The 26,557-nt window shown below is 34.3% G+C and carries 23 protein-coding genes; all 23 read right to left on the bottom strand.

Going from position 1 to position 26,557, the window contains the following annotated elements:
* Complete coding sequence (locus TEGAF0_RS06715) at positions 1-717, bottom strand: YggS family pyridoxal phosphate-dependent enzyme (RefSeq protein WP_264901107.1); 717 nt, start codon at positions 715-717, stop codon at positions 1-3.
* Positions 714-1,439 (bottom strand): AAA family ATPase, encoded by a 726-nt coding sequence (locus tag TEGAF0_RS06720; RefSeq protein WP_264901108.1) that lies wholly within the window; start codon positions 1,437-1,439, stop codon positions 714-716. Before TEGAF0_RS06720 ends, TEGAF0_RS06715 begins: the two co-directional genes overlap by 4 nt.
* Positions 1,436-1,978 (bottom strand): GNAT family N-acetyltransferase, encoded by a 543-nt coding sequence (locus tag TEGAF0_RS06725; protein WP_264901110.1) that lies wholly within the window; start codon positions 1,976-1,978, stop codon positions 1,436-1,438. Before TEGAF0_RS06725 ends, TEGAF0_RS06720 begins: the two co-directional genes overlap by 4 nt.
* A gap of 23 nt (positions 1,979-2,001) precedes the next feature.
* A complete protein-coding gene (locus tag TEGAF0_RS06730) occupies positions 2,002-2,607 on the bottom strand; it encodes a MarR family winged helix-turn-helix transcriptional regulator (RefSeq protein ID WP_264901112.1) in 606 nt (201 codons plus the stop codon).
* Positions 2,608-2,952, bottom strand: a complete 345-nt coding sequence (locus tag TEGAF0_RS06735; RefSeq protein ID WP_264901114.1) for a DUF2024 family protein — start codon at positions 2,950-2,952, stop codon at positions 2,608-2,610.
* Positions 2,953-3,007: 55 nt separating this feature from the next.
* Positions 3,008-3,241, bottom strand: a complete 234-nt coding sequence (locus TEGAF0_RS06740; protein WP_264901116.1) for a thioredoxin family protein — start codon at positions 3,239-3,241, stop codon at positions 3,008-3,010.
* A 408-nt stretch (positions 3,242-3,649) separates the two neighbouring features.
* On the bottom strand, positions 3,650-5,419 hold the full coding sequence (locus TEGAF0_RS06745; RefSeq protein WP_264901118.1) for a hypothetical protein: 1,770 nt from the start codon (positions 5,417-5,419) through the stop codon (positions 3,650-3,652).
* Positions 5,420-6,118: a hypothetical protein gene (locus tag TEGAF0_RS06750; RefSeq protein WP_264901120.1), complete on the bottom strand. Its 699-nt coding sequence runs from the start codon at positions 6,116-6,118 to the stop codon at positions 5,420-5,422.
* Positions 6,119-6,458: 340 nt separating this feature from the next.
* Positions 6,459-7,835: a TlpA family protein disulfide reductase gene (locus TEGAF0_RS06755; protein WP_264901122.1), complete on the bottom strand. Its 1,377-nt coding sequence runs from the start codon at positions 7,833-7,835 to the stop codon at positions 6,459-6,461.
* A gap of 243 nt (positions 7,836-8,078) precedes the next feature.
* Positions 8,079-9,317, bottom strand: coding sequence for a YecA family protein (locus tag TEGAF0_RS06760; RefSeq protein WP_264901124.1), 1,239 nt, complete (start codon positions 9,315-9,317; stop codon positions 8,079-8,081).
* 230 nt (positions 9,318-9,547) lie between these two features.
* A complete protein-coding gene (locus tag TEGAF0_RS06765; RefSeq protein ID WP_264901126.1) occupies positions 9,548-9,883 on the bottom strand; it encodes a HepT-like ribonuclease domain-containing protein in 336 nt (111 codons plus the stop codon).
* Positions 9,876-10,169, bottom strand: coding sequence for a nucleotidyltransferase family protein (locus tag TEGAF0_RS06770; protein WP_264901128.1), 294 nt, complete (start codon positions 10,167-10,169; stop codon positions 9,876-9,878). Before TEGAF0_RS06770 ends, TEGAF0_RS06765 begins: the two co-directional genes overlap by 8 nt.
* A 170-nt stretch (positions 10,170-10,339) precedes the next feature.
* Positions 10,340-11,407, bottom strand: coding sequence for a bifunctional methionine sulfoxide reductase B/A protein (locus tag TEGAF0_RS06775; protein ID WP_264901131.1), 1,068 nt, complete (start codon positions 11,405-11,407; stop codon positions 10,340-10,342).
* A gap of 10 nt (positions 11,408-11,417) precedes the next feature.
* Complete coding sequence (locus TEGAF0_RS06780) at positions 11,418-11,861, bottom strand: YkgB family protein (RefSeq protein WP_264901133.1); 444 nt, start codon at positions 11,859-11,861, stop codon at positions 11,418-11,420.
* A gap of 92 nt (positions 11,862-11,953) precedes the next feature.
* The gene (locus TEGAF0_RS06785; RefSeq protein ID WP_264901134.1) at positions 11,954-12,487 is read right to left on the bottom strand and encodes a carboxymuconolactone decarboxylase family protein; all 534 of its coding nucleotides are present in this window, start codon (positions 12,485-12,487) and stop codon (positions 11,954-11,956) included.
* Positions 12,488-12,597: 110 nt separating this feature from the next.
* Positions 12,598-13,182, bottom strand: coding sequence for a uracil-DNA glycosylase family protein (locus TEGAF0_RS06790; RefSeq protein WP_264901136.1), 585 nt, complete (start codon positions 13,180-13,182; stop codon positions 12,598-12,600).
* Between the two features lie 16 nt (positions 13,183-13,198).
* Positions 13,199-14,023, bottom strand: coding sequence for a helix-turn-helix domain-containing protein (locus tag TEGAF0_RS06795; RefSeq protein ID WP_264901138.1), 825 nt, complete (start codon positions 14,021-14,023; stop codon positions 13,199-13,201).
* 231 nt (positions 14,024-14,254) lie between these two features.
* Complete coding sequence (locus TEGAF0_RS06800; RefSeq protein ID WP_264901140.1) at positions 14,255-14,695, bottom strand: hypothetical protein; 441 nt, start codon at positions 14,693-14,695, stop codon at positions 14,255-14,257.
* Between the two features lie 44 nt (positions 14,696-14,739).
* Positions 14,740-15,126 (bottom strand): hypothetical protein, encoded by a 387-nt coding sequence (locus tag TEGAF0_RS06805; RefSeq protein WP_264901142.1) that lies wholly within the window; start codon positions 15,124-15,126, stop codon positions 14,740-14,742.
* Positions 15,113-16,240 carry a DNA cytosine methyltransferase gene (locus tag TEGAF0_RS06810; RefSeq protein ID WP_264901144.1) on the bottom strand — a complete coding sequence of 376 codons (1,128 nt, stop codon included), beginning with the start codon at positions 16,238-16,240 and terminating at the stop codon, positions 15,113-15,115. Before TEGAF0_RS06810 ends, TEGAF0_RS06805 begins: the two co-directional genes overlap by 14 nt.
* The gene (locus TEGAF0_RS06815; RefSeq protein ID WP_264901146.1) at positions 16,233-17,306 is read right to left on the bottom strand and encodes a PD-(D/E)XK nuclease family protein; all 1,074 of its coding nucleotides are present in this window, start codon (positions 17,304-17,306) and stop codon (positions 16,233-16,235) included. The genes TEGAF0_RS06810 and TEGAF0_RS06815 overlap by 8 nt, the downstream gene beginning before the upstream one ends.
* Positions 17,303-23,326 carry a DEAD/DEAH box helicase gene (locus TEGAF0_RS06820; RefSeq protein ID WP_264901169.1) on the bottom strand — a complete coding sequence of 2,008 codons (6,024 nt, stop codon included), beginning with the start codon at positions 23,324-23,326 and terminating at the stop codon, positions 17,303-17,305. Before TEGAF0_RS06820 ends, TEGAF0_RS06815 begins: the two co-directional genes overlap by 4 nt.
* The gene (locus TEGAF0_RS06825; RefSeq protein ID WP_264901171.1) at positions 23,323-26,265 is read right to left on the bottom strand and encodes a hypothetical protein; all 2,943 of its coding nucleotides are present in this window, start codon (positions 26,263-26,265) and stop codon (positions 23,323-23,325) included. The genes TEGAF0_RS06820 and TEGAF0_RS06825 overlap by 4 nt, the downstream gene beginning before the upstream one ends.
* Positions 26,266-26,557 lie beyond the last annotated feature (292 nt).

Raw genomic sequence — 26,557 nt, forward strand, 5'->3', positions numbered from 1 at the left:
CTATTTTTTTTCGTTCCAATAATAACTGTCGGGATAAGGTCTTTTGCCAAAAATGGCTGTTCCAACCCGAATAATGGTTGACCCTTCTTCAATGGCTGTTTCAAGGTCGCCACTCATACCCATAGATAACTCGTGAACAGGTATGTTTTTCTCTAACATTTGGTTTTGGATATTCTTAAGAAGTTTAAAACATTTACGGACTTTTTCTGTCTCTGCCGAAAAAAGTCCTATCGTCATCAAACCTTTTATGTGCAGTCTTTCAAGTTGCTGAACTTGTAAAGCAAAATCCAAAGCCTTTTCTGGTGCAATGCCAAATTTGCTTTCTTCGTACGATGTATTTACTTGCACAAAAACATCAATCGTTTTATCTTCAAACTCTAAACGCTTTTGTAATTTTTCTGCTAATTCTATTCTGTCAAGCGATTGAATACAATTAGCATATTTTATTACTTCTTTAATTTTGTTTGTTTGTAAGTGCCCAATAAAATGGGTTTGGTGCGGTGTGGCTTTTAGCGTTTTATATTTTTCTTTTAGCTCTTGTAGTTTGTTTTCTGCAATCAAGTTTTCGCCTGTTTGCAGTGCAATTAAAATCTTCTCGGCCGAAACTGTTTTTGTTGCCAACAGAAGTTTTACACCTTGGCTATCTCTACCACAGTTGGTGCAAGCGGATTTTATCCGATTATGAATAACTGCAATATTTTGAATTATCTCATTCATCCCAATAATTGAGTTTGAAGTTCAGCTTCCAATTCTTCAATTAGAAGCGATTTTATTGTTGTAAAAGCGTAGTCTTTGGCTTCGGCAAAAGAAATTTCATATTTGCGATTGATATTTGCTAAATGTTCAGGCATTGAAACTAAAATTTTGTCGTAGTAATCATCTAATGATTTTTTATTAGGCATTTCAAATTTTACTACTACTTGAAAACGTCTAACAAGTGCTTTGTCTAAGATTTCTAAATGGTTGGTAGCAGAAATAAGTAATGCTCTTTCGGGCAAATAATCAATGAGTTGTAGAAGTGTATTAACAAGCCTTCGCATTTCGCCCACATCTCTATCGTCATTGCTTCGCATTTTACCTATTTGGTCAAATTCGTCTAAAAATAATACCGAATTTTCTCTTGCCACTTTATCAAAAACCATTTTTAGATTTTGAGAAGTTTCCCCAATTCTTGATTGCACTACATTACTCAAACTAAGAATGTTTAAAGGCTTACCCAAACTATTTGCAATGGCTTTAGCTGTTGTGGTTTTGCCACAGCCCGAACTGCCATAAAGCAAAATTTTATTATTTACGGGTAGACCATACTTTTTTAACTCATCAATGTATTTGTATTCTTTTATGAGTTGATGAATGGCAAAACGATTTTCTTCATCCATTAAAATCTCTGATAATTCTACTTTCTCTCGGTCAATTATGATGATTTCGTGAACGTTCATTCGCTTTTATTTTGTTTGAGTTCTTCCCTAAGAATTTGATAAATAAAATTGAGCTTCGCTTCTTCTCCAAAATAAGCAACTTCCTGTTCAGCTATTTTTGTTGCACCAATTCGGGTTATGGCTATATGTGACCTTACATAAGATGCTCCAACTTGAAATTTTACTCTATCTACAAATTGAAAAATGTAATCCAACATTGTACGCTTAACCGATGCGTTTATCCCTTTCCCCCAATATTCTGTAGCATAAAAGGTATAACCAATAAAAATACTTTTATCATTTTCATCCCAATCATAAAAACGGGTGCAACCAAGAGTTTTATGTGTAGCTTTTTCTAAAATTTTGTATGCTCCTTTGCTCTGCAATGCACCTTCAAAAAAAACTTTGAATACTTCTTTTTTCCAACGGTCTTTATTGGGATGCTGTTCCCAAATTTTAGGGTCAGATGCAACTTTGAATAAATCGTCAAAATCATCTTCTTTTAATGGTTGAAGAATTACTCTTTCATTCTGTAAAATATTTTGGATTTCAAAATTCATTGGTTTGAAAATGTGTTTAATGATTAGTTTAAAGTCAATTCGTGTTCGGGGCAATCAATTCGTAAATCTGTTGTTGCCAATTTTGATTGAAGCAATTTGCAGTAATGTTGTCCGTTTGTATTTTGATAGTTTGAACAAGTAAAACACATTCGTTGAATGGTGATGATACCTGCCTTGTTCAATTCGTGAATAAGTTTGAGCAACCCCGAAAGGATAATTTCTTTTTGATCTTCCGTCAACGAACCCAATGGTTTTTCAATAGCAAAAGCAAAATTGGCTGACTTGTCTGCTGTTTGTTTTCCTTGGTCAGTTAAGCCAATCACGTAACTTCTTGTGTCAATAGGGTCATCAAATTTTTGTACTAGCCCTTTTTTCAATAGTAGTTTTACGCTATCGCTAATCGTAGCTTTTGACATATTAAATTCTTGTGCCAAGTAGCTCACCTTACATTGATGTTCGCTATGAAAAAGCAGGAAGATTAAAACCTGTATTTGAATAGGGCTTAAAGCGTTTTCTTTGCTTTCGTTCCATAGCAACACACGGAAGGCTTCGGAAATACGCTCCAAAGCCACAACAATTTTACTTTCTACTTTTTTATTCTGTCGGTTTACATCAAATGCTGATTTCATCTATTTGCAGTTTTCCATTTCAATTATAAAATATCCTTTTTGTTTTATCGCAGCTTCCCACTCTGCTCGTAGAGTTTCTATATGGCAGAACCTACATTCTTTTGATGTTAATGGTTGTCCTTCTTGTCCCTTTGATGTCAGATAGTCTTTACCATAACCGTAAATTATGGATGTATCTCTAATTTCTTCGGGTGCGATAATGTCAAAGTGCATTACGCTACCGTCTTTTTTTGTTACATAAGTGTCCCAAACTGCTACTTTCATTTCTTTTGATTTATTGTTTTGTGCGTTTACCGAAATAGCAAACAACACTGTGATGGTTAAACAAAATGTTCTCATCGCCATAGAAAAAAACAAAGCCCCACAAAGGTAGTTATCCTAACAATGTGGGGCAAACTTTTTAACCTTTTACGTCCGCCATAGACGCACCAAAGTTGAGGTGAAGCACGTTCCCGTTTGGGGTAAGCAATGCAGGAACAGATTTAACGCCTTTTGCTTCCGCTTCGGCAATTCTGTTCTTTTGCTCGCCCAAATGAACGATTTCTACTTTGTCGCTACCGATAAGCGACACGATGTCCTGCTCTGCACTAACGCATACCGGACAACCTGCGTGGTAAAATACTGATTTTGTCATTTTTTGAATGAATTAAGTTTTGTGGCAAGATTGCCGATGCAAATATAGTTAGGCATCCTAACTATACAAAATATTTTAGCTTTTTTTAATTGTCAGGGTGGTGGGCGGGCTTTGGGTGCGGTTGGGTAAAATTAAATGTGCTGCAAAAGCGTTGGCTAGTTTGTCGGCTTGCAGCTCTTTTAATTTTATGAAGCGTTGGGGCTTTGTCTGTCTGTTTACTGCTGGTTTTCTCTCAGTGGTGTCGTCTTTTAGGGTGAGGCATAACGTTTTGCAGCTACCCGAAGGGCGGGACTTTTACCACAAAACTTGATTTGAAAAACTAATGTTTGATTAACCACAAAACTGTCTTTGGAACACGAAACCCCGCCTTTTGGGTAGGTGCTGTTATGCCCAGTGCTTTCTTTCGGTTTATGCAAACATTGCAATTTGTCCATTGTTTATAGGTGTCATTTCGTTGATAAAGTTGTCCCACAAGTTCAATGTCAAATTGAGTTTATACTTTTCGTTCAGCATTTCAAGTTCTGATTGCAGTTGTGTCTTGTTAATTTGTTTTGCTAATTTTAAAAGGTCAATTCTCATTAGAACGTCCTTTGTAAAAGTCCTTTTAGCGTCTGGAAAAGTTACAGATTGTAAAAACTGAACTGTCGTGTCGGAGTTTAAAAGAATTAAAGCATAAACCGCAAATTCTATTTTGTCAAAACCTATTAAATAACAAGTGTCGTCAAGCATTACGGGCTTATTGTCCTGTGGCAGAATTAGCGTAAAATGAAAGGTCTTGTAAAGTCCTGATATGGCAACTTTGAAAGGTTTGAAGGAATAGTCGCCAATACCAAATATTGAAAACAAAGGTTTGTTGTTGTAGATACTTGATTTTCTTGCATCAAAATTTGCTTGATGCTGTGTCAAGTATTGATATGTTTTAGGATATTCAGTTTTGATATATTTGGTTTCCTGTCCAACTTTCTTTTGCGTAACAATCGTAAACTTTCGTGTCTGATTTATTACAGTATTTTTAAGGTCTGAACTTTTGAGAATACCGTAAACTAAACCGTCTTCCAATTTTACTTCTTCATTTAACCCATTTACATAATGTCCATTTACTTTATCCAATTCCATAACTGTTGAACAGTCGTGTTTTAAACCTTGTCGCCAAACAAAAGGACATTCACCGTCAATCTCTTTCGTGTGCATGTAAGTGTCAATGTTTGAAACAAATTTATCATTAAGCCAACCGAATTCAAGTTGAGATGTTTGATTGTTGTAAAAATCAAATTCCGTGCAATCAAATGTAGGAAGTGAGTTTAACTTACAATAGAATAAAGACGCTTCAACGGAAACATTAAATTCTTTTTTGCTGTCAATGCAATGTTTTTCAATAGTTGAAATCTTGTATCGGTTTTTACTTTGGTCAAAGACGATGTTTTTGATAACAGAATTTTTTACCAATAACAATAAATTCCCTTTCATATTTTGAAAGGTTTCAATCATAGTCAATGTAATAAATTCAGCAATGTCAAAATTCCCTTTTCCTGTCATTGCGTCTAAACCACTATGATTTTTGAAATTCGTTTTTTTAGGAAGATTTGTTGAATTTAAACTACCCAATTTTGAATTGGTTACCCAAGGTGGATTACCAATTACTAAAATATCATTTGTAGAATGCTCCTTTGCTATCGTTTTGAAGTCGAAGTCGAAAACATTACAATGAACTATCGAAATTTTTGGCTTGTGTGATTTTGGATTAGAAAGAAAGAAATCTACAATGCTGAATTTAGTTTCCCAAACGTAAGGTTTATAAATTTCAACCCCGAATACATTTTTTATGTTTTTGAAATTGCGTAGAGAAGCAATAATAAAATTCCCTTTTCCGCAGGTTGGCTCAATAACAACTTCAGGTGAAATGTTTTTTGAAGCCAAGTGTAATGTAACTTTATTAGCTAAATCTGAATTGGTTTGAAAGTCGCCATATTCTGCTCTGTCGGGTTCTTCAACAATATTATTAGTAATTGAAAGAACTTCTTTAAGCGTTTCTAATTCTTCATCATTATCAAAAAAATGTATGATGCCGAAGGCATCATACATTTTTTGATTTGCCTTTTCAAAAGACGTAATCTTTTTCAGATTGTCATTTAAGAAATCAGAAACTTGATGAGTAATATTTGCTTCAAATACTTTCATTTACTGTTCAGTAACTTTATGAATGATATTATGTACACCGTCAAGATTATTTAATGGTTTCGTTTTTCCTTCTCGATTTGGACAAATCCAACTATATGAAAGTCTCCACTGCAATGCATTAGAAATCGTCAAGCAACCATTTTGAATTTCAGTTTCAAGAATTTGTTTTGCTAATAGTTCTTTAGTTGAATCATCTGCTGGCAAATTTATTCCTGTCAGAAACGCCACTATATCATCAGTACTACTTCCGACTCTTTTCATATCATTTATAATTCGAGTTGTTGAATAATCGCCCGTGAATTTCGCAGGAACAAAGGAACAACTAACAAAATCTAGAATAGAAGTTTGGTTTTGTGAATCGTCTTTTTTATCGTAAACAAAAACCAATAGATTATAACCTAATCCGAATATTTTTTGCTTAGCATCTTTATATGGACAAGATGATTGGGGTTTGTTTATGGATGTTACCTTTATGTCTGTGAGTATATTTTCAGATGGAAGGTCAATTCCACTGGCAGATGAACCAACAATTGTGTCATACACAGCAAGTAAATGGTCTTTGAATTTATGTTCGACATGGGTTCCAACTTTTTTACCGTCAGTTACTCCATAAAGTTCCGTATTTTGAACAGTTGATTCACTTTTACAAAACTTTTGAGCTTCCTCAATTAACTTTTCTATTGTTAAATTTTGCTTCATTTATGTTTTAAAGTATTTGTGGCTAAGTTAATATTTTTAAAGGTTAAAATCGTCTCATTTGGTCGTGAAGTTTTACACAAAAGTTTGATGTCAAGCTGCAATGTTCGTCTGTTGCACTGTCGTCATAGCATTGGGCATAACGAGCAGGGCTTTATGCAGGTTGGGAATTAGAATTCCGTCCGCCCATAACCACTGCTGATTGAAAATATGAAATTAAGTATAAAAGCTGATAGTTATTCGTCTGCTGGAACTCAAGCTGGGATTAGCGAATAGCTGATGATACAAGGTCAAGCCCAACTTGCATAAAACCCAATGTTGCCTGTAGTGCTATCAATTACTTTCATTTACTTACGAGTCTTAACAATTCTTGGTATACGTCATTTGGTCGGTCTGCACGTTTACTTATAATTTTCCCATCTTTATCAATTATAGCATAATGCGGTATGCCGTTAATTCCAAAAAGCTCGTCTGCTTCTTTTATCATTTTTTCGGTCAATAAATAATGTTCACCAGCAATCTCTAATTGATTACGAGCTTTTCTCCAAGCTTTTTCTTTGTCATTATATCCAAAGTAAATAAATGCAATATTCTTTCCCTTTAGTTTTTCCTTTAAGATGGCAGCATTGAGCATTTCTGCCCTGCATGGTATGCACCAGCTCGCCCAAAAGTCCAGGTAAATTATTTTCCCTCTATACTTTTTTAAAATGTCAGCAATAGAATTTGCTCTGCTATTATCGACAAAAATGGATGAAGATACTGCCGGATTCACATAATCATTTCGCCTACTAATTACATTTTGTTTCATTTCATCGTTACGAACAATTATATCATACTTTTTAAATAATGGACTATAAATACTGTCAGGAGTTTTAATCAACCATGCCATAAACCTAGATAGATAAACTTCTTTTGTACTTCCTGTCAGGATATTGCTGTCTGCTACATAATTAAAGCGATCATTTAGTGTTAGCTTTCTTCCAATTTTATTAAGTTTTGAAGCAACATAAAAGTCTATAAGGTCATTATATTCGGTCGTATTTAAGGCAGCGTACTCATCGTTAATACCTTTTTCCATAATTTTTGATATGGCGATATTATCTAAAGAATCCCGATTGGGTATGTTTTCAACCACTGTTCTCTCATAAGGCTCGTATAAATATTTAGAGCGAATCCAACTATAATATTCATCAGACATTTCATGTGAACGCTTGTACTCATTTAATAGATTTACTTTGTAAAAGGCTAACTCTTTTCTATAAAAAAGAACGCTGTCTATATCTTTGTTTCTGACCTTTTCGCTGAAATTATTCACCGAATAGTATTTACTTAAGCTGTCTTGCAAATGGGCAAAATAATTGAAGTCATCGGCGTTTACTCCAATTGCATAAACAGGATTTCGTTTAGAAAAGTCTACGATTAAGTTTAGCTTTTCCCCTTTCACCAAATCAAATAATTGACTCCCATTTTGTGTTTTTATAGACCAACTACCGATTGATTCCTCGGGAACTGTAACTTTAAAATTTCTACTTCTATCAAGCACTACTTTTACTCTATTGTCACGCCAAACTCTGGTAAAATTGTGAAAACCTCCTGTTTCATTGATGTAAAGTATTGAGTCGCTATAATTTTTTACCGTTCCATAAATGTCAACTTGAGCGTTAATACTAAGTGTAGCTGTGGAGATAAATAATACCAATAAAATTCTTGTTGTCATCATTTTGATAAAGTTGGAGTGTCTCTGAAAGTATTACAGGCAACGTTCGAGGCTTGCCGCAGGGCTGGAATTGTTGCTGTGTCTGCCCGGCAACTGAAGCCGATTAAAAAACTGATGTTGAAGTTAACAACTAAAAGCCAAATAGAATTCGTTCAAGCCCAATATTAGCTGATAGTAGTACAACTGTCGATTGTTATTCCGTCCGCCAGCCTTGCGGCAAACCTTTTGTTACATGCAATGCTATCACTATGTTGTCGGATTGTTACTTACATCTTTGACTTGTAATTCAGTAATTGTCTTGTCTGTAAATAAGTCTTGGTTTGAATGGCTGAACCAGAAATCATGTATTGTCTGTGTGCCGCAGTCTTCAATTTTATAAATAAAGTCTGTTTCTTCCTCTTCAAATGGTGCAGCAAGACCTTCTTTAGTTCTTGCGTCTCCTATAATTGAATAATCAGAGTTTACAATTGGGGATTCATTCTTGATAAAATGATTATCGTCAAAAGTTAAAGTGCTGCCTGCAGTAAGTTTAAGTCTATGTATGTAAGGGAAACAGATTTCAAAGAAAAATAAATTCCCTTGATTGTGTAAGTAAATATGCTTTATGTCGATAGATTCCACTGGGAGATAAAATTCGAGAGGATGATTTCTGTCGTTTGTCGTCGAACGGTAAACTTGTGCTGTATAGATTGAATTCTCAAATCTTGTTCTATAGTTGGGAGGCATCGCTTTTGGAGGTATAAATGAGTCAATCATGTAATCAATGTTACCATCGGCAGACATAGCAACTGTAATGAGGTCATTTGAGTATTTTATTTCTGGTATATGTGTAAAGTAAGCAAAATGGAAATTTGTACATTCTTTACTTCCTCTGTAGTTCCATTTTGAGGAGCGTAATGATTTGCTGCTTGTAATACCAGCAAAACCTGTATCATTAGTATGATGGTATAGCTTCAGGTAAATTTGGTTATTTTCTACTTCAAATTCACCTGATGTATATTCTTCTATGTCAGCTGGTCCATAAATCTCACATTTAAAAAGTTGGCTTTTGTCCGAATAAATCTTCAGAATATCAGAGTTATAAAATCTAACTTTTATGGTTTGTCCATTCTGAATATCAATAAAAAAATCGCAGCCAATTTTATCGTCGTCAATTTTAAATAAGTTAGGAGCAGTAAAATGCAGTGGTTGTATCCAGCCATTATTTACGAAAATGAAATCAGGGACGATTATTGAGTTGCCTTGCTCATGTACAAGCCGACATTTAATCTTCCCTACATAGGGTTTCGAGTCTAGGAAGTCACAGCCTCGATAATTAAACGTGAAATAATGATGGTCAAGGTTTGTCTCATAGCGGTTTAAATTCTTATTGAATTTCTTGTAACCTCCCGACTTCGCTATCGTTATGCCTCCTGTAAGAAAGCAACACCTTTTATACTTCTTGCCACTACCACAAGGGCATGGTGCGTTTTTACTCGGTTCCATCGTTGGTTGAACTAAAAGTCATCTTTATATGGGTGAACTCTGTCAAAGCATTGCATGTAACGTACAGGGCTTTACGCAGGGTGGGGAAGGATAATTCCCGCTGCTGGCTTGGCCACTAAAAACTCGATTAGCTAAAGCCAAATTACTGAAGTTGATTTGAAATACCTAAGCTGATGGGCCATTGCTGAAAGCCCAACTTGCGTAAAGCCTTTTGTTATGGGCTGTGTAAGTTAGCCTTGAAGTTTAATTAACTGTTCGATCATTTTAGGAAGAAATGTCTCTTTTATTACCCAAACTATAGAATAATCTATTCCAAAATAGTCGTGAACAATTCTGTTTCTGAAGCCTCGTATTTTATGCCAGTCAATTTCTGAATGCGTCTCCTTAAAATCTTCGGGTAATCTGTTAGCCGCTTCTCCTATGATTTCGAAATTTCGGATTACAGCATCTACTGTTTTTGAGTCAGCTGAAAATTGCTCTAGAGTCAAGTCAAGAGTATAATCTAGGATTTTTTGTCCACTATCAAGGATATCGTCAATAAGCAGGTCTGTAGATCTTTTAGACATAAATTATATCGGATTCTATGGCTTGAAAATATTTCTGTTTAATTCCGTTTCTCGATACAAGATCTATTTTTCTTTTAATTTTCTGTTCGAGATAATCAGCCAAATCAATGAATTCAATTCCGATAGGCTTAGAAAAATCTACAATAATATCGATGTCGCTTGATGTTGGTGAAAAATCATCGCGCACAACTGATCCAAAAAGGCCAATAGAGCTGATAGAATACTTTTCCATTAGCTCTGGCTTCAGCCTAAGTAGCAAATCTTTTATGGATTCCAATTGTGTCATACTTCAAAGATACGAAACCTGATAATACATAGCCCATAACGGTTTGCGGCTTTGCGATGTTGGGAAAATCAAAGGACAAATGCTCAATTTAGTACAAATGTTCAATAGAATTCCAATGCTCAAATTTAGTACTTCAGCCCCAATATCGCAAAACCGATGTTAGCTGCTGTTTATTTTTTCTTTAATCTGTCTTTAAATAACTTTTCAAATTTTTCTATTTTGGGTGTAATTACAGATTTACAATAAGGTTTTTCAGTATTGCTTGAATAATAATTTTGGTGATAGTCTTCTGCTTTATAAAATTGACTAAAAGGTTCTAATGTCGTCACAATTTTATTGTCATACACATCTTTATTTAGTTCAGAAATTAAAGAAGTAGCTATTTCTTTTTGATTTTCATTAGCATAAAAAATAACACTTCTATATTGAGAACCTCTATCGGCACCCTGTTGGTTTAAAGTGGTAGGGTTATGAGTAGCAAAAAACACTTTAAATAGTTCATCTAAATTTGTTTTTGTTATATCAAACACAATTTTCACTACTTCTGCATGATTAGTGTTTCCTGAGCAAACTTCCATATAACTTGGATCTTTTATATTTCCTCCGCTATACCCACTTTCCACACTTATTACTCCATCAAGCATTTCGTAAATTGCTTCGGTACACCAAAAACAACCTCCACCTAATACAATACTATCAGTTTTAGAATGTATGTTTGGGTCAGCAAAATTTTGCTCTTTTTGGGTAGGAACAAATTCTAACGAGAGTGAATTAACACAATAGCGTTTTCCAGTTTCAGTAGGTCCATCATCAAAAATATGTCCTAAATGACCACCACATTTTGTGCAAGTAATTTCGGTGCGTACCATGCCATGGCTGCGATCGGTAGTTTGTGTAATTTTGTTACCTTCTATTTCTTTATCAAAACTTGGCCAGCCACAATGGCTATCAAATTTCATGTCATCTGTAAATAATTCTGCTCCACAACCAGCACATTTATATACTCCTTTTTCTTTTTTCATTAGCAACGCTCCTGTAAAAGGCTTTTCAGTACCTTTTTCACGAAGTACATAGTATTGTTCATTGCTTAATTGAGCTTTCCATTCGGCATCTGTCTTATGTACCATATTAGAATCTTTTAAATTTTGTTCGTTATTTTTTAAAGTAGGTGTTTGTGAACAACTACTTAATGCCACTGTAAAAAACAGTAGCATTAAGTCTATTTTTGTATAAAACATTTTACTCAAGTTAATTTTTTATAGTTGCAGATAGTGCTTCACCAGCAGTCCAAAATGAAGCTCCTAAAAGAACTAAATCTTTAACTAGAAACTGCCCAGGTATAGCAGAAATAAACGGAAATGAGTGTCCAGTTTGAATAACTCCATGGGTGGACAACATAAATGTCAGGGTTATGACAAAAGTAACAATGCCCCCAATACTACCCAAAGCAGATGCCATAGGGCTTATGGAACGCAGTGCTATCAATAGTCCTGTAGAAATTTCAATAACTCCAAGCATATTAGAAAATCCTTGGGTACTTAAAAAGCCAAACATCCATGAGAAAAATGGACTATGCTCGGCTAAAGGGCGTATTCCTTCTGCTTCATAAGTTGTAAACTTCAAAAGTCCTATCCAAATTAAAACTAATGCTAAACCATAACGAGTTATGATAAGACCTAACTTGTTAAACATTTCTATTCTTATTTTTCCATTTTATTATTTTTTATTTTATTTAAAAAAAGCAAACAGGTCAAGGATTTTCTCTTGACCTGTTTTAATTCAATTTAGATAGCTTTTGCAGCTGGGAAATCAATGGCTACTTTGGTTACAGCATGTAAATAGTTCATTGCTATTTTTTCGGCTACAAGCATTACCAATTCTACTGCCTGTCCTTTGGTATAACCAGCATTAAAGAAGTTTTCTAATGCAGATTCCTCTACAAACCCCTTTTTAAGAGTAACTTCTTTTGCCAAGGCTACCAAGACGTTTAACTTATTATCAAATGCAGCACCGCCTTTTCTTATTTCAATGGTTTGCTCTTCGGTAAGCCCATTCATTTTACCTAATAAAGTATGCGCTGCTTGACAGTATGCACATTCATTTACCTGACTTACTACTAAATTAATAGCTTGTTTTTCTTTGTTATTGAATGTGGTTTTTGCATTTTGAAATGCGAGATAATTACCTAGTGCTGTATCAGAATGTGCCATTACAGCATACAGGTTAGGAACAGTGCCAAGACCTTTTTTTAAGTTGTCAAAAATTTCTTGATTGTTGCCAGATATTTCTCCTCTGGTAGGAACATTAAAATTTGGCATTTTTTATTTTTTAAAATTATAATGCAAATGTAAAATGCTTATGACCTTTGCTATTAGGTAGTATTTCCCTTTATGTTGTCAATTTTTCCTTTTAATAATTTATATCAAAATTAAAGGGTAGCACTCTGTATAATAAAACTGATTTTGTTTTTTAAAATAGGAAGAACGTCTTTTTCAAACCATTTATTTTTTGCCATCCAAATATTATTTCGTGGCGATGGGTGTGGCAAAACTATATATTGTGGCAAATAGCTTTTATAATTTTTTACGGTTTCGGTAAGCGTTTCTTTTATACTATTTTTTAAATAATAATTTTGAGCATATTGTCCAATAAGTAAGGTTAATTGAATGGATTTGGTTTGGGCTAAAAATTGACTGTGCCAATATGGTGCACATTCGGTACGTGGAGGCAAGTCGCCATTTTTACCAGTGCCAGGATAGCAAAATCCCATGGGCATTAATCCAAAGATTTTATTGTCGTAAAAAATAGTTTTATCTACACCCAACCAAGCTCTTAAATTATCGCCACTTTTATCGTTCCAAGGTATGCCCGTTTTATGAACTGTCTGTCCTGGTGCTTGCCCAATGATTAGTATTTTGCTATGCTTACTGATTGAGACAATTGGATTGGGTTGCAAATAATTTTCACATATTGTACAGTTTTTTACTTGAGCGATAAGTTTATTTATTTCCATTATTAAAAAAATATTGCTACAGATTATTTCTAAAATTTATTGGGCTAATACTTTCTTGTTTTTTAAAAAAACGACTAAAGGTTTGTACATCTTCAAAACCCAAATCATAGGCTATTTCTTTAATAGTTTTATCAGTATAGCGTAGCATACGTCTGGCTTCTAACATTTTTCTATCTTGAATAATTTGTAATGGCGATCGGTCGGAAAGTTTTGCAAATAAGTTAGAAAGCGTTTTGGGCGATTTATTGAGCATATCGGCATAGTCATGTACGGTATGTTTGGTTTTGAAATAAATTTCTACCAAGTAATTATATTCTCTTACTATGTCTGTTTCTTTAGTATTGAGTTCTGAAAAACTGTTTTGCTTTTTATAAATTCTCGTACATAAAATAATAAATCTTTTCAGCATAGATTGTAGCATTTCTAATTGCATATCATCTTTTGATTGCATTTCTATTTCAAACATTTTCCATAGTACTTCAAATTTTTCTAACTCGTTGGTGGGAATTTGAAAAGTGGGCAATTCTTTCGCTCCATAAAACAATATTCCTTTACAGCTAACTTCTCTGTCATGGTCAAGTATGCAGTAAAACTCTCGGTTAAATTTTATGCTTCTCAATTCACTACAATGTCGAATATCTATATTGTAAAAATCGGTCAGGCAAATAATGGTGTTCTTTTTAAATTTTATTTCATTTCCCTCATAGTAAATAATAGATTTCTCATCCTTTGTCCACAAAAAAGTCAAAGGTGAGTTTATATCTTTGTCATAAGTTATTTGAGTACTTCGTTTTAAAGTACTTAAAAAAAATAGTTCGTTATGTTGTCCTATGAATATCATAAATTTAGGGTTGTTCTTAAATAGCAGCTAACGTGCGGAGCTTGCCGAAGGTGTGGTATTAGAATTGTGTCCGCCCGAACGTCTGCTGATAAATTTGATTAGTTGAAAGTTAATACTAAAGCCCAATATAGTTGTGTCTGCCCGAACCAATGACCGGCTTTGTACTTAGTTGATGTTTGTTTGTCCAGCCACACTTTTGGCAAACTACTTGTTAGCGGCAGATTGCTATAACTAGGACTTTTTATTTATTTTGGTCAACTCTTGTATTTTTAATTTCAACTTTTCGTTTTCCATTTTTACACTTTTTACTTCTTGTTTTAAGGTTTCATACTCAAGAAATGTATCAAAAGTTGGAAATTTTCTTGCAAGATTTAAATCATTTGTTAAGCTTTGGAGTACAATTGAAAGTTCTCCACCTCGAGTGATAATGTCAAAGTATTTCTCTGATTTTTTATCGAATATTTCGATTTCACTTTTTAATAACCTTTTATTGAATTTTGTAATTACAAAGTCATTTATGATAAGAGGCATTGATTTGTTAAAGTTTGGCAAGAATTTTATTTCCCCATTTAAAACAGAGTATACATTATATTTTCCAAGAGACGAAAATATTTCTCTCTTTGATTCCGTTTCTCTTGTTTTTCCACCATTTTCGTAAATCGCATAATACATATTGTAATATTTTAGCTTACTAATGTCTGCCAATAAATTTGCCGCTAACGTTTTTCGGCTTGGCGTAGTGGCGGATTTTTAGCACAAAAGTTCAACCGAAGAACTACACTTGAACCTACCACAAAACTGTCATACGAAGCACTGCACCCGCCATTACGCCAAACCGCTGTTGACAGCTGGTGTTCTGTCGTCTGCCCTTGTAAACCATTGTCAGTGTTGGGTTTGAGTTTCATTGTCTGTTTGCTTTTTTGTCTGTCTGTGTCGGCTTTTGCGTTGCGTTTTTTATTTTTTTGAAGGGTCGGGAAATTTTTTAAAAACAATTTTTCTTGCGTTGGCTTTGCAAGCTCTTTGACAAAGCTTTGGTCTGGGCGTTGGCTCGTGGGGCTTTGGCAATGTGCTTGCAAAATATTGAGGGATTTATATGATTTCATTTGTTAATAAAAAGTCTTTTAATGATTCTGCTACTGCTTTAGCTAATGGAACAGGAACGCCATTACCAATCATTTTAAATTTCTTAGATAATGAAATTTCTGGCGGAAGTATATATTCATCAGGCACACCTTGTATTCTTAGAGCCTCCCTCGCAGATAAACGCCTATTTAAATAAGGGTGTAAATGAACTTCATTGTTTCCATAACAAGCTGTTGGGCTATATTTATAACGGTGTAATCGTTTAAAAGATGGTCTATTTGTTTCTCCTTCAGCTATTTTACTTAACTCGTTTATATGCTTGTGCAAGGTAAAGACCTCATTTGCATTCGGAATAATATCTATTTTACTATTTGGTACTAAACAGCTTACAACACACAATTCAAAAGGAACATCTTCTGGTTTTTTCAATTTGCTCCCAAAAGGTATTTGTTTTCCCCAATTATACTTTGTCGCAGAATCGTGATATTTTTCGTTTACAGGAAAAGGAAACCATTTACCAAACGGTGCTTTTTCAATGGCTTTTTTGCTCATACAATCTTTTCTAATACCTACAAAAAATACACGTTCTCTGTGTTGCGGAACACCATAATTCAACGAATTTAGTTTTTCGTGGTCAACGTAGTAATCTTTTTCAACACGCTTCAATAGCGTTTGTAAATACTCTTTTGTGTCTTTTCTTTTTGTTAAACCGGTAACATTTTCCATAACGAAGAACGTTGGTTTTAATTCCAAGATTTTATTAAAGTATACAATTGTAAGTTTTCCTCTTTCTCCGCCAAAACCTTTTAATGAACCATTCATACTAAAGTCCTGACAAGGCGGTCCTCCAATCATTCCAAAGTGTTCGGGTTTCCCGTTTGGAAACGCTTCTGAAACAATTTCTTCTGATTTTACTTCTGTGATTGATTTCGTATTGAATATTTCTGCTTTTATTCTATTGCCCTGCGATTTTTTCCACGAAGTCATACCGGCAGCGTGAAGTTTGGCGAAAGTTTCATCAAATTCATTTGTCCAAATTACCTCAAACCCGGCTTGTTCAAATCCCATATCCATAAAACCTCCTCCTGAAAAAAAAGAAAGTATCGGAATTTTATGTTCTCTACTCTTATTCATAAATCATTGTTGTGTCGGTCACAGAATAAACAAATTCGGCTGCTTCCTTTCTCAAATTATAAATTCTAATTTGTTTATTCTTGTGATTATTTAGCTTGTCAAATTCTTCGACAGCAAAATTTTTAATGGTTAAATTCTTATTTCCATATTGTAAAAATAAACTCACATTTCCATTCTGAAATTTCTTCACGTCTTTAATTTCACCCAACACATCGTTGAAATAAAAATCTGTTTCAAGTTTCTTATGAAAGAAAGAACAAGCTGGTCTGTAAAGGCAATATTTGCAATTTTCTTGTTTTGGATTTGCTGAAAATGATTTTGTTTTTATGCTATCATTAGTAGATTTTAAAAGGCTTTTCGCTTCATCAAAAAGCGATTTACATTCTAGTTCTGAAAATTCAACCGGAAATTTTTGCTTCGCTAAATCAACCAAACTCAAATCTGTTGGAAACTTGTTTGTGTTTTCAAAATACAAGTATGCATAAAGTTTAAGTTGTTCTTTGTATTCAATCTTTACATCTGAATAAATTTCGCCTTCATCATCTAAACAATCTTGTGTAATTGCTCCGGTTTTAAAATCAATAATTTCAATTTCGTTTCCGTTTTCAATCACTAAATCAACTTTTCCGCCAATCAATTTGTCGTTTGATTCAAACCATTTTTCAGAATAAAATTTAATGTTACCTAAACTTGTTATTTTTTCAGATTCGCTTCGTAAATGCTTTTTTAGTTGAATTTTTTTCAATCCAAAATTTCGCAACTTAATTTTTAAAGGAACAAAAACGCCAAAACCTTTTTGTTGCAAATCTTCTTCAAGTGCTTTCACTTGCTTGTCAAATTCCACATTAAAATCATCTTCACTTTTCACAATTCCCTTTGCAATCAGTTCAAGCATTTTGTGCATTACTGTTCCGAAATAGGCATTTGGCGAAAGTGAAAGTAAAGGCTTCTTGTCAAACGCTTCTGCCAATAATGATTTGTAAGCACAATTCTTCATTGAATAAAATTGGCTTGGCGAAATACGTTTAATTTCCTTAAAATTTGTTTCTCCAATTTTATTCATCATCTCTCAATCAATTTTTCATAACACCAACCTGGTCTGCGATGCAAGTTAAATGTGTCAATTATGCTAATTTTTCCACCATTACTCTCTGTATGTTCTTTTATTTCATTGTAAATTTCCGCCAACCAATTTGCTTCCGTGAAATTTCTCATATTCCAAAATGGGTGAACAATCATTATCACGTTTCTTTGATTTCTTCCAAATTTGATAATTGGCAAACCATTTATCTCGGCTGTATTTAAGAAACCAAAACTTTGAGCAAAAGCATTTCTTAATTCTGTTGCAAATGCGAACCAATTCTGCAATTCAACAAAGTTGAAATTTCCGTCCGCACCGCAAACAAAAGTTGAATCATTCATTACACGAAGCATTGATATACCTAAACGCCAATCAAGCAAACTATGATAATTCATATTCCGGAAAACTTTCAAACAATCATAACAAGCATCATCACATTTTCCTTGATGAGTTTCCGAATGAATTTTCCCTAAATAACTATTCGCATTACTTGGATTTATGGATTCTGAAAGAATGTTTGCAAGATTGTTGTATAAATATCTTACGAAACCCGAACCGTTTGGTAATTCATCAGTCAAGATAATTTCAGCAATTCTTCTTCCGTCTTCAAGTTCTTTCATTGAAATATCAGCAATTTCAATTTCTGTTGGGTCAACGTCAAGTTTGTCTGCTAAAATTCTTTGAAGTAAAAATGCTGCGGAATAATAACCGGAACGCACTCCGTTACTTTGTGCTTTGACGTGTGGCAAATCTGTTTCGCTAAAAAACATATTTAAGTCAAGTTCATACGAAACATTTGCTGGTGCAATTCTGAATATCTCTGTGTTTTTATTGCTCGCTAACGCAATTTGCTCGTCTTCACTAGTTACGATTTGCTGTACAAGCATAGAATAGCCATTTTCATCAGGGACATTTGTTGCAAAGTCATTTAATAACCATTGGTTATTGAACCAATATCCATTTGAATTAAAAGGAAAACGGTTATTTGTATTGTAAAGTCGTCCTGTAAAAAATTTATCTGAATTTGTATTCACACGCCAAGTAACATCATTATCAGAAATAGAAATTGAAGCGTTACTTATAGTTTCTAAGTTTGCTGAACCTGTTTTCTCTGCAAAAATTGGCGGACGTGAAAGCAAAAATTCAGAATCATCTTTTGTGTCGCTTCCGGCTGAAAGATTTGTTCTGTATGCTCTTGGCGATTTCAGTTTAAATGGCGGTTGATATTTTTTCGGATTGTCTTCACCACAATTTGGACAAACATCAAATTCACTTTGACTTTCCAATTCTGCTTTTCGTTCTTCGGAATACGTTTCAAAAAATCCGCAAGCCCTACAGCGTACAAACCAACGGTTAAGTGAAAAGGGAAGTTGATTGACTGTGTCAGCATTTTTAATGCCATTGTGAACCTTGATAAAATCGCTTGTAAAACCAATTACTTGATGAATAGCTTTGTCTTTTGTTTTCTGTGCTCCCGGTGCAAATTCATAAATTGCCATTGCTTGTGCTCTGTCAATTGAAAGTGGTTCTGGTTTCCTGTTTATACCGTGGTACAAGTTTTTAACTGTTGTCGGCATTCCAAACATTGGCAAAATTCCGCCTTCGGCAAATTTTTCAGAAATGTCATTACTTGCAATTTCTTCATTATTGATAATGCTTTCTGCTTTTTCAATTAAACCATTTGGCGTTGTTGTATCTGCAACCCAATTTACAAATTCATCTTTCTTGTCTTTTAGCTGTGGCGTTAGTAATGCATCTACTGTTTGTTCGATGACAGTTCTGTTTTCATTTATCCAATTAGAAATTTCAGGTTTGTAAATCGTCCAACTATCAACTGAACCAAATTCTCCGTGAACACTTGATTTATCATCGGAAGTAATGTTAATTTCTTTTTCAACGTATGCTTTGCGAAAAATTTCTTTTGCAAGCAAACGTTTAAAAATCCTTTCTTGTCCCATTGTCAAGAAAGGTGTTGGTGGAGCATCGCCTGTAATTTTTTGAGGGTTAGCAAAGTAAAACTCATCGTGGCTTCTACCTCTACAAAATGTTAAAATAACGGAATAAGCTTGTCCTCTACGTCCTGCACGACCAACTCTTTGTTGATAGTTGAAACGTTGCGGTGGCATATTACCCAACATCACAGCTTGCAATGCACCGATATCAACACCAACTTCAAGTGTTGTTGTTACGCTTAATAAGTCTATTGTTTTGACTTGTTTGTTGCCTTCATCTGGTAAAATGATATTTCTGAAATGTCTTTGTCTTTCAAATTGGTCATCTGTTTGTCCGGTGAGTTCTTCGCAATGCAAACGGATTGGTTCACGTTGTTGCTTAATGGCGTTGTAAGAAAGATAATTTTCTTTCCAAACATCATCACAAATTCTGTCCGGTTGCTGTTGCAGTGCCGTAACAGAATGAGTGCAAATACCACCGCTAAAATGCAAGTGTGGTCTGCTTCCTCTTTGACTTGTCCAAATCGAATCCGTGGAACGTGCCACTTTGATAAAAAGGTTTTCAATTTGAATGCCTGTGTCGCCTCTCAATAAACTACTTGTTGAAAGCGTATTAAAAACGGCATCGCCAATTTCGTTTTGATTTTTTGAATACCTTGTTTCAACTGCACGTATGTATTTTTTGACTTGTCCGGGAAAATCGTTGTATTGCGTAAAGTTGAATGGACTTGCATCTTCAACTTTGTTGTGTTTGTATTTATCACCCAAAATCCGGATTGAGGAATTTACGATTTGTAAAAAATCATCTTTTGCTAAAGCAACAGTTCTTGCTTGGTCTGTGATAACCTGTAATTCAGGATTTATACAAACATATCCCAATGCGGAAGATTCAAACGAATAAAACAGCGAACCGAAAAATATTGTAGCAAGACCGTCAAATGAACCTTCTTTCAATGCATCAATGTAATCTTGGTTCGCACCAGCTGCCCATTGAAAATTTGTAAAATCAATCAGGTCATACCAAGGAACAAAATTGTTGTTCAATAACCTTGTTTGTAAAGCAATGTCATTACCGCCTGGATTTATTCCTAAACCAACAAAGTGTTTAATGAGGGGTGCAAGATTTAATGAATTTGTGATGTGAACTAAACTTCTTACATTCAAAGTCAGCGAACGGATTTCGTTCAACTTTATTTCTGCTTTTTGTTTTTCTCGTATGCGGCTTGCGTTTGTTCCTGTGTAAGCGGAATTTTCAACTAAGAATTCAATTTCATCAAAAATTGTTTGCGATTGCTCTTTTAGTTCTTGTTTTCTTTTTGTATTGCCTTTGTCAAAAGCATCTACAATTTGAAAACGGAACATCAAGTTTGAATGCAATTCTTTGACTAAAACTTCACGCATTAAATCAGAAAAGTGATTGCGTTCAATTCCGTTTGCAATTTGGGCTGCATCTTCTCTACTATCAGAAAAAACAACTAATTTTCTTTCGGCTTCGCTATTCGGAAGTTGATACATCAATTCCTTTGCAAACATTTGTGTTGTTTTAGCGAAACCGGTTCTAAAACCACGAATAGAAGAAGTTTTATTTTTATTCCAATCTTGTCGTCTTTTTTGATGATTTACGCCACAGCTTGGACAAACGCTTGGTAATGCTTTGTGTGTTTCAATCTCAGAAATGTTTCCATTTGCATCAGGTAAAGCAATGTCACGATTTGAATTGTTTGTAATGATGAAATAATATCCTTTTATCCATTGTTCAGGTTTTTCGTCCGCCTTGTTATGTGAATTATCAATGTCGCCCGAAATACAATTCAGTGAAGCGGGAATCCAATCTGCAAGAAAATCAGTTTGATTAAAACCGTTCAAAGTTGGTTGTCGCCAGCCAACTTGCGGAATACCTGCTTCCGCATCGTGTGGCGTGTATTGTTGATTTCCGCAAGCCCAAAATACAGCGTATTCTTGGTAACTTCGCCTTTCAACCAATTTGGCAGGCGTTTTTTCAGGAATACCTTCAATGTTAGGGCTAATCGGAAGCATTTCAAAAGAGTTGTTTCCCGATTCATTTCTAGTTACTAATCGGCTACCACCAAATAAGGTTGTTCCGCAATTATCACAATAGAGTAATTCTAAAACACGGTTTCCTTTTTCTGAATTTATTCGTGTAGTTGAATAAAGTTTACCAACAGTCCTTCCTCCGTCTGAATATTTCTGGTCAATTTCGTCTGGTTTAACAGATGCCCAAATTCCTTCAATGTTTCTAAAGAAATAGTGAAATCTAAAACGTGGTAATTTCCTATCGTCAGGAATTGTTTTTGCGATGTCTTCAAATTCTTTTTCGTCTAACATCGCTCTCACAATCAACAAACCACGCAAAGCTTTTTCTAAATCTTCTTTATTGGATGTTCTTTCAAATATTGTTTCAGCAAAATATTTTCCGTTATCATCATCACCGGTTGCTTGGGTTGAACAAACTGCTTTGTAATCTTGACAAGGCGAAAACAAACGTTCTTTTAATTGAAAGCTTGGATTGATTATTACTGAAATTAGTTTTGAAATTCCGTTTCCGTCTTGTGATAAATTAAACGCTGTTGCAAGTTGTGTTGCACTTGCTTCACAAGTTGAGATGAAATTTACGTCAGTAATATTTCCTTTTACTTCCGAAAATATTTTCGCAATTTCTTTGAAAGGATTTATTGGGATTTTTTTTTCATTTTCAGGGAATGCAGTAATCGGATTATTTTTTCCTTCAATAATTTTGAACGGTTTTTCTGTTCCAAAAAAGTCTTTCAAAAACTGCTTGCTTTCCTGTCCTTCTTTCGTTTCTTCTTTTGCTTCCAACGAAGCACTTGAAGCAAGAATTCGTAATTGTGGGTGATTAGGATCTAACCCTAAACGATTAAGAACAAGTTTGAGCAAATATGCAACTTCTGTTCCTTGCGTTCCTCTGTATAAGTGCAACTCATCAATGATTAAGTGAAAAATGTTTTTTTCGCTTTCTTCTAACCATTGTTTTGTTTCATTAAAAATTCCTTTGTCAATATCACGCATTAACATTATGCTCAACATTGAGTAGTTTGTAATCATAATGTCGGGAGGTGCAACTTGCATATCAAAACGACTTCTCATTTCTGCACCGTCTAAGTGTTGGAAAAATGATTTTAAATCTTTTGCATCGTTTCCTGTTTTTCCTGTTTGTTGAATGTATTGTGCAACACGGTTTGAATCCGTTTCAATTTGCTGTAACTGTTCTTTGAGTTGATTTACTTTGTTTGTATTGATTGCAAAAGTTCCGTCATCTTTTATTTTCTTCAACTCACCGGCAACAGGCGAACTTCCGTTGTATCGTCCAAAATAAATTTTATTTCCGTTTGTGTTTTCGCTTAACCAATTTCTTGTGTCGTCAGAATCTAACGCTTTACGCAAACGGCTCATTTGGTCTTCCACCAAAGCGTTCATCGGATAAAGAATCAATGCTCTTACACCGGCTTTTCGTGTTTCGTGATTGCGTTGTCTTACATCGTTGCTTAATGTGAAATTTGAATTATTGACAATTTGCCTTGCAGAAAGCCCACCATTTTCACGCCACCAAGAATTTAAGTTTGTAGATTGCTGATTGGGTGCTGTCCAATTTGCAAGTTCTTTTGAAAGTTGAGCAAACAACGGAAGCAAAAAGGATTCTGTTTTTCCTGAACCTGTACCGGAAGTGATAATGCAATTATTTCCAAGCAATGCTTGTTTCAACATTTCCGCTTGGTGCGAATGCAAAGGGAAATTCCCTACAAGACCGGTATTTACAAGTCCTTTGAATGTTTCGACTTCTCCTTCGTTCAAAGCATTTCCTAAATCTTCGGCTGTTAAGTCATTAATTTTTTTTCCACTTGAAACATAGTCTGGCAATGGCTCAATCCAAGGTTTACGATAAAGAACTTTGTCGTAATTCAGCAAATCGTAACGCTCTTTTTCAACGCCTTCAAACTTTGTTCCGAACGCTGTTTTTACATAGCGTATAAAATTTTCTTTTATGGTTTCAAACGAACCTATTGGGTCTTTCATAATGTTTTATTTATTGGTGTTTGACCTAATCTGCTGAATAAATTTGACGTAAATATGCTTGGTATATTTTCATAAATTCTATATTTTTTTTCTTCAATTACTCTGAAATCTGGTGCTAATCCACTTAATAGCATAATTGATTCGGCAAGTAGTCTTGGTAATGGAAGTTCTATTGGAATGGCAACTTTATTATGTGTACTATCAAACAAAATCACGTCCTTTTTGAAATGTTTTAACGCAATAAATCTCCCCCAATTCATATCAATCTGGTAACATTTGTTTTCTTTCCAAAGTTTGTGTTGATAGGTGTATTCGTTTAATTTATATTCAAGCAATGAAAACAATCTATCAAAGGTTTTGTTTTCGCTCTTCTCAAATTTCAATGTTTCAGTATTAAAAGCAAATCTTGCCCAATCGTAATCGACTTCATTTATTGGTTGTAAGATGTTTTCATATTCTATGATGTTTGCCGAAAAATTCAGAAACGCAACTTGTGGCAGACTATTTTCAATAAGTTTTATCTGTAATTCATCTGCAAATGCTTTTAAATTCTTTTCCCCGTAATTATCTGCAGTTTGTTTAAATGCTTTTATTGCAATGACATCGGGTAAAAGCAATCTTTCATTTGAAGAAAATTGTTTAGTTATTTCTACTTGTAAATTGTGTTTTGGTGCAGTTTTTATGATTGTTTCAATCAATGCGGAATCTCTTGCACCAGTCAGCAAAACTTTTCTTCCTTTTGTTGTTGGTATGAAGACCAATTGAGGCGGATTCAACACAATACTTTTTGTTTCGTAATCATAATCAAGTATTCCGATAAAATCATAAAAATTTAAAGATGCCCTTTTCAATTTTGTGAGATTGAAATTTGAACTTTCTTGCTGTTCAGAAAATTCTTTTGAATAGTAAAACTCAAATGCTCTGAAAAATTCTTCAGTAGTCAATACGTTTTTTAATGAAAGAAAATCGCATAGTCTATTTCCGCAATGGTGATTAAATATTGCTGTTGTTATTTGTGTAGCTGTATCTTTGTTTATGGAACGGAATAAATGTGTGTAAGGGACTTGTCGTTGAATGTTTGGGTTTATGATATTGCTGCCTAAACAATATTGTTCTACATCAGTTGTGATTTTTCTTCCAAAGGAATCTCTTTTGGGCAATTTAGATTCATCAACTTTGATAGCGGTATTGTCAGAAGAAACAAGATTGTATACAAGTGCATTTCCTGAAAAAGTTTCGTCCTCAACTTTAATATAAAAATCGGCATTTATTGCCGTTTTTTCGCTCAATAGCCAACGGTTGTTGAGCGATGTCTTTTTAGAAAGAAATATTTTTTCGTCTGTGTCTTTGTATTGCAAATACACTTTTTCGTTTCCGTCTGAATTTACAATTTCAACTTCCGGTAAAAAATCATTTGAGTAGGTTCTGAAATTTACTTTTAGCCCTCCAACTAATTCAATTCGTTTTTCGGTGTAGAGTGTAAGAAGTGGAATTTCGGTAAGTCCTTGTGTTGGGTTACGAAACCAAAACAAAGAATAGTTTTCAGGTAAGCCGTCAAAATCTTCTTGCTTAAAATTTCCGTTGCCGAATGTTTTACCCCAATCTTTAATTAGTTCTTGTTTGTCATTTTTGCATAGCAAAAACATTCGTTCTGTTTTTGAAAGAAAGTCCGTTTCAATCCAAAAATCATTGCTCAACTGAAATATTCCCGCACTTACAAATAATCTTACATCACGGTTTGGGAATTTCGCAATCCATTTGTTGAAATTGTCTTTTAGTTGAAGTCCTTCTTCAAAATCAAGTGGTAGTGTTTTTGACCAGCCATTAATTTCATACAAGTTTTCGTGCTCACCAAATTTCAAATCTTCCGGATAATCATTTGAAGAATACATTCTGTAAGAAAATTCAATAACTTCATCGTTTGTATTTGCTTTAAATTGAAGAAATAAAGGTGCAACGGTGTAATTTCTTTTCTTTCTTGTTGTTGTTCCTTCTTCAATTTCTTCGTGTGTTTCGCCTGACCATTTTTTGTATTGACGTTGGATTGTTTGAATGATTGATTTAGACAACTCATCATCTTTTTTCAAAAAATCTAATGTGCTTTTCGTAATTAAATCTGTTCTACTGTTTTTGATTTTATCTTGTAAAAACTTATCATCGTAAAACGTGTTCGGCACTAAACCAATTGACTCAAATAGTTCCGGTAAACGATTCAAAAATTTAGGCGTTAAAACACATTGCGAAAATACTTTACCAACATAAACCCAATTTGCATTTGAAAAGGGAATTAAATTAAACAAACCTAAGTCACCATTTTTTTTGATATTAGCCCACTTCGCCAAATCTTCCCACAAACTATTTATTTGATTATTGCTAAAATCGGTTGTTCCTATGTTCTCATTTATTTGATTACTTTGTAAAAAAGTATTAAGCCTGCCGTAATAGTTGTTTGCTCTTAGGTAATTGTTGTCAATACTTTCAATTAACGGTAGCACAAAGAAAGTCAAATAAGAAATGTAAGGCGGATATAAAACAGGAACATCGTCTATTGTGGCAAATGTTCCGTCCGCTTTCTTTATACCAACAAGATTATTTTTAGAATGTGCGTGTTTTGCTTTTGCAATAACATTTCCGTTTGCTCCCGGAATGCCACGTTTAATAGAATTGATAAAATCAGTCCAAATTTCGTCTTCTGTTTCTTCGTTGAAATTTTCCCTTGCTAAACCAATAATATCATTCTTGGTTAGATACAAATGAATTTCCTTTCCTGCATTGGCAGGATTGAAAAAATAAGCCGATATGATATTATTCCATTCTAAATACTTCATCTTATATTCAATAAAGTAAATTTTGTTTACAATGCAGCGATGATAATAAGTGGCTCTTTTGGCTTTGCGAAGGGTTGGCTTTGTGTGTTGGGGCAAAGCCAAATGTGCCACTTGCGGGCTGGCTTAAAATTGTTTTTAAAAAATGCGGGTGGAAAAAAAATAAAAAACATAGGGTCGGCAATGAGTGTCGGCTTACTCGTTGTCCTTTTATAATATCGTTTCTATGTCTTTGGTCACCTGTCAAAATGGTTTACTTTTTTTTGTTTCTGTCACTCGTTTGTTTGTTGTGTCGCTGTCTTAATACACTTGCTGCCAACGAGCAGGGCTTTATGCAGGTTGGGAATTAGCAATCCGTCTGCCCACAACCGCTGCTGATTGAAAATATAAAATTGAATTTAAGAAC

Source organism: Sediminibacterium sp. TEGAF015 (assembly GCF_025997995.1).
Lineage (GTDB): Bacteria > Bacteroidota > Bacteroidia > Chitinophagales > Chitinophagaceae > Sediminibacterium.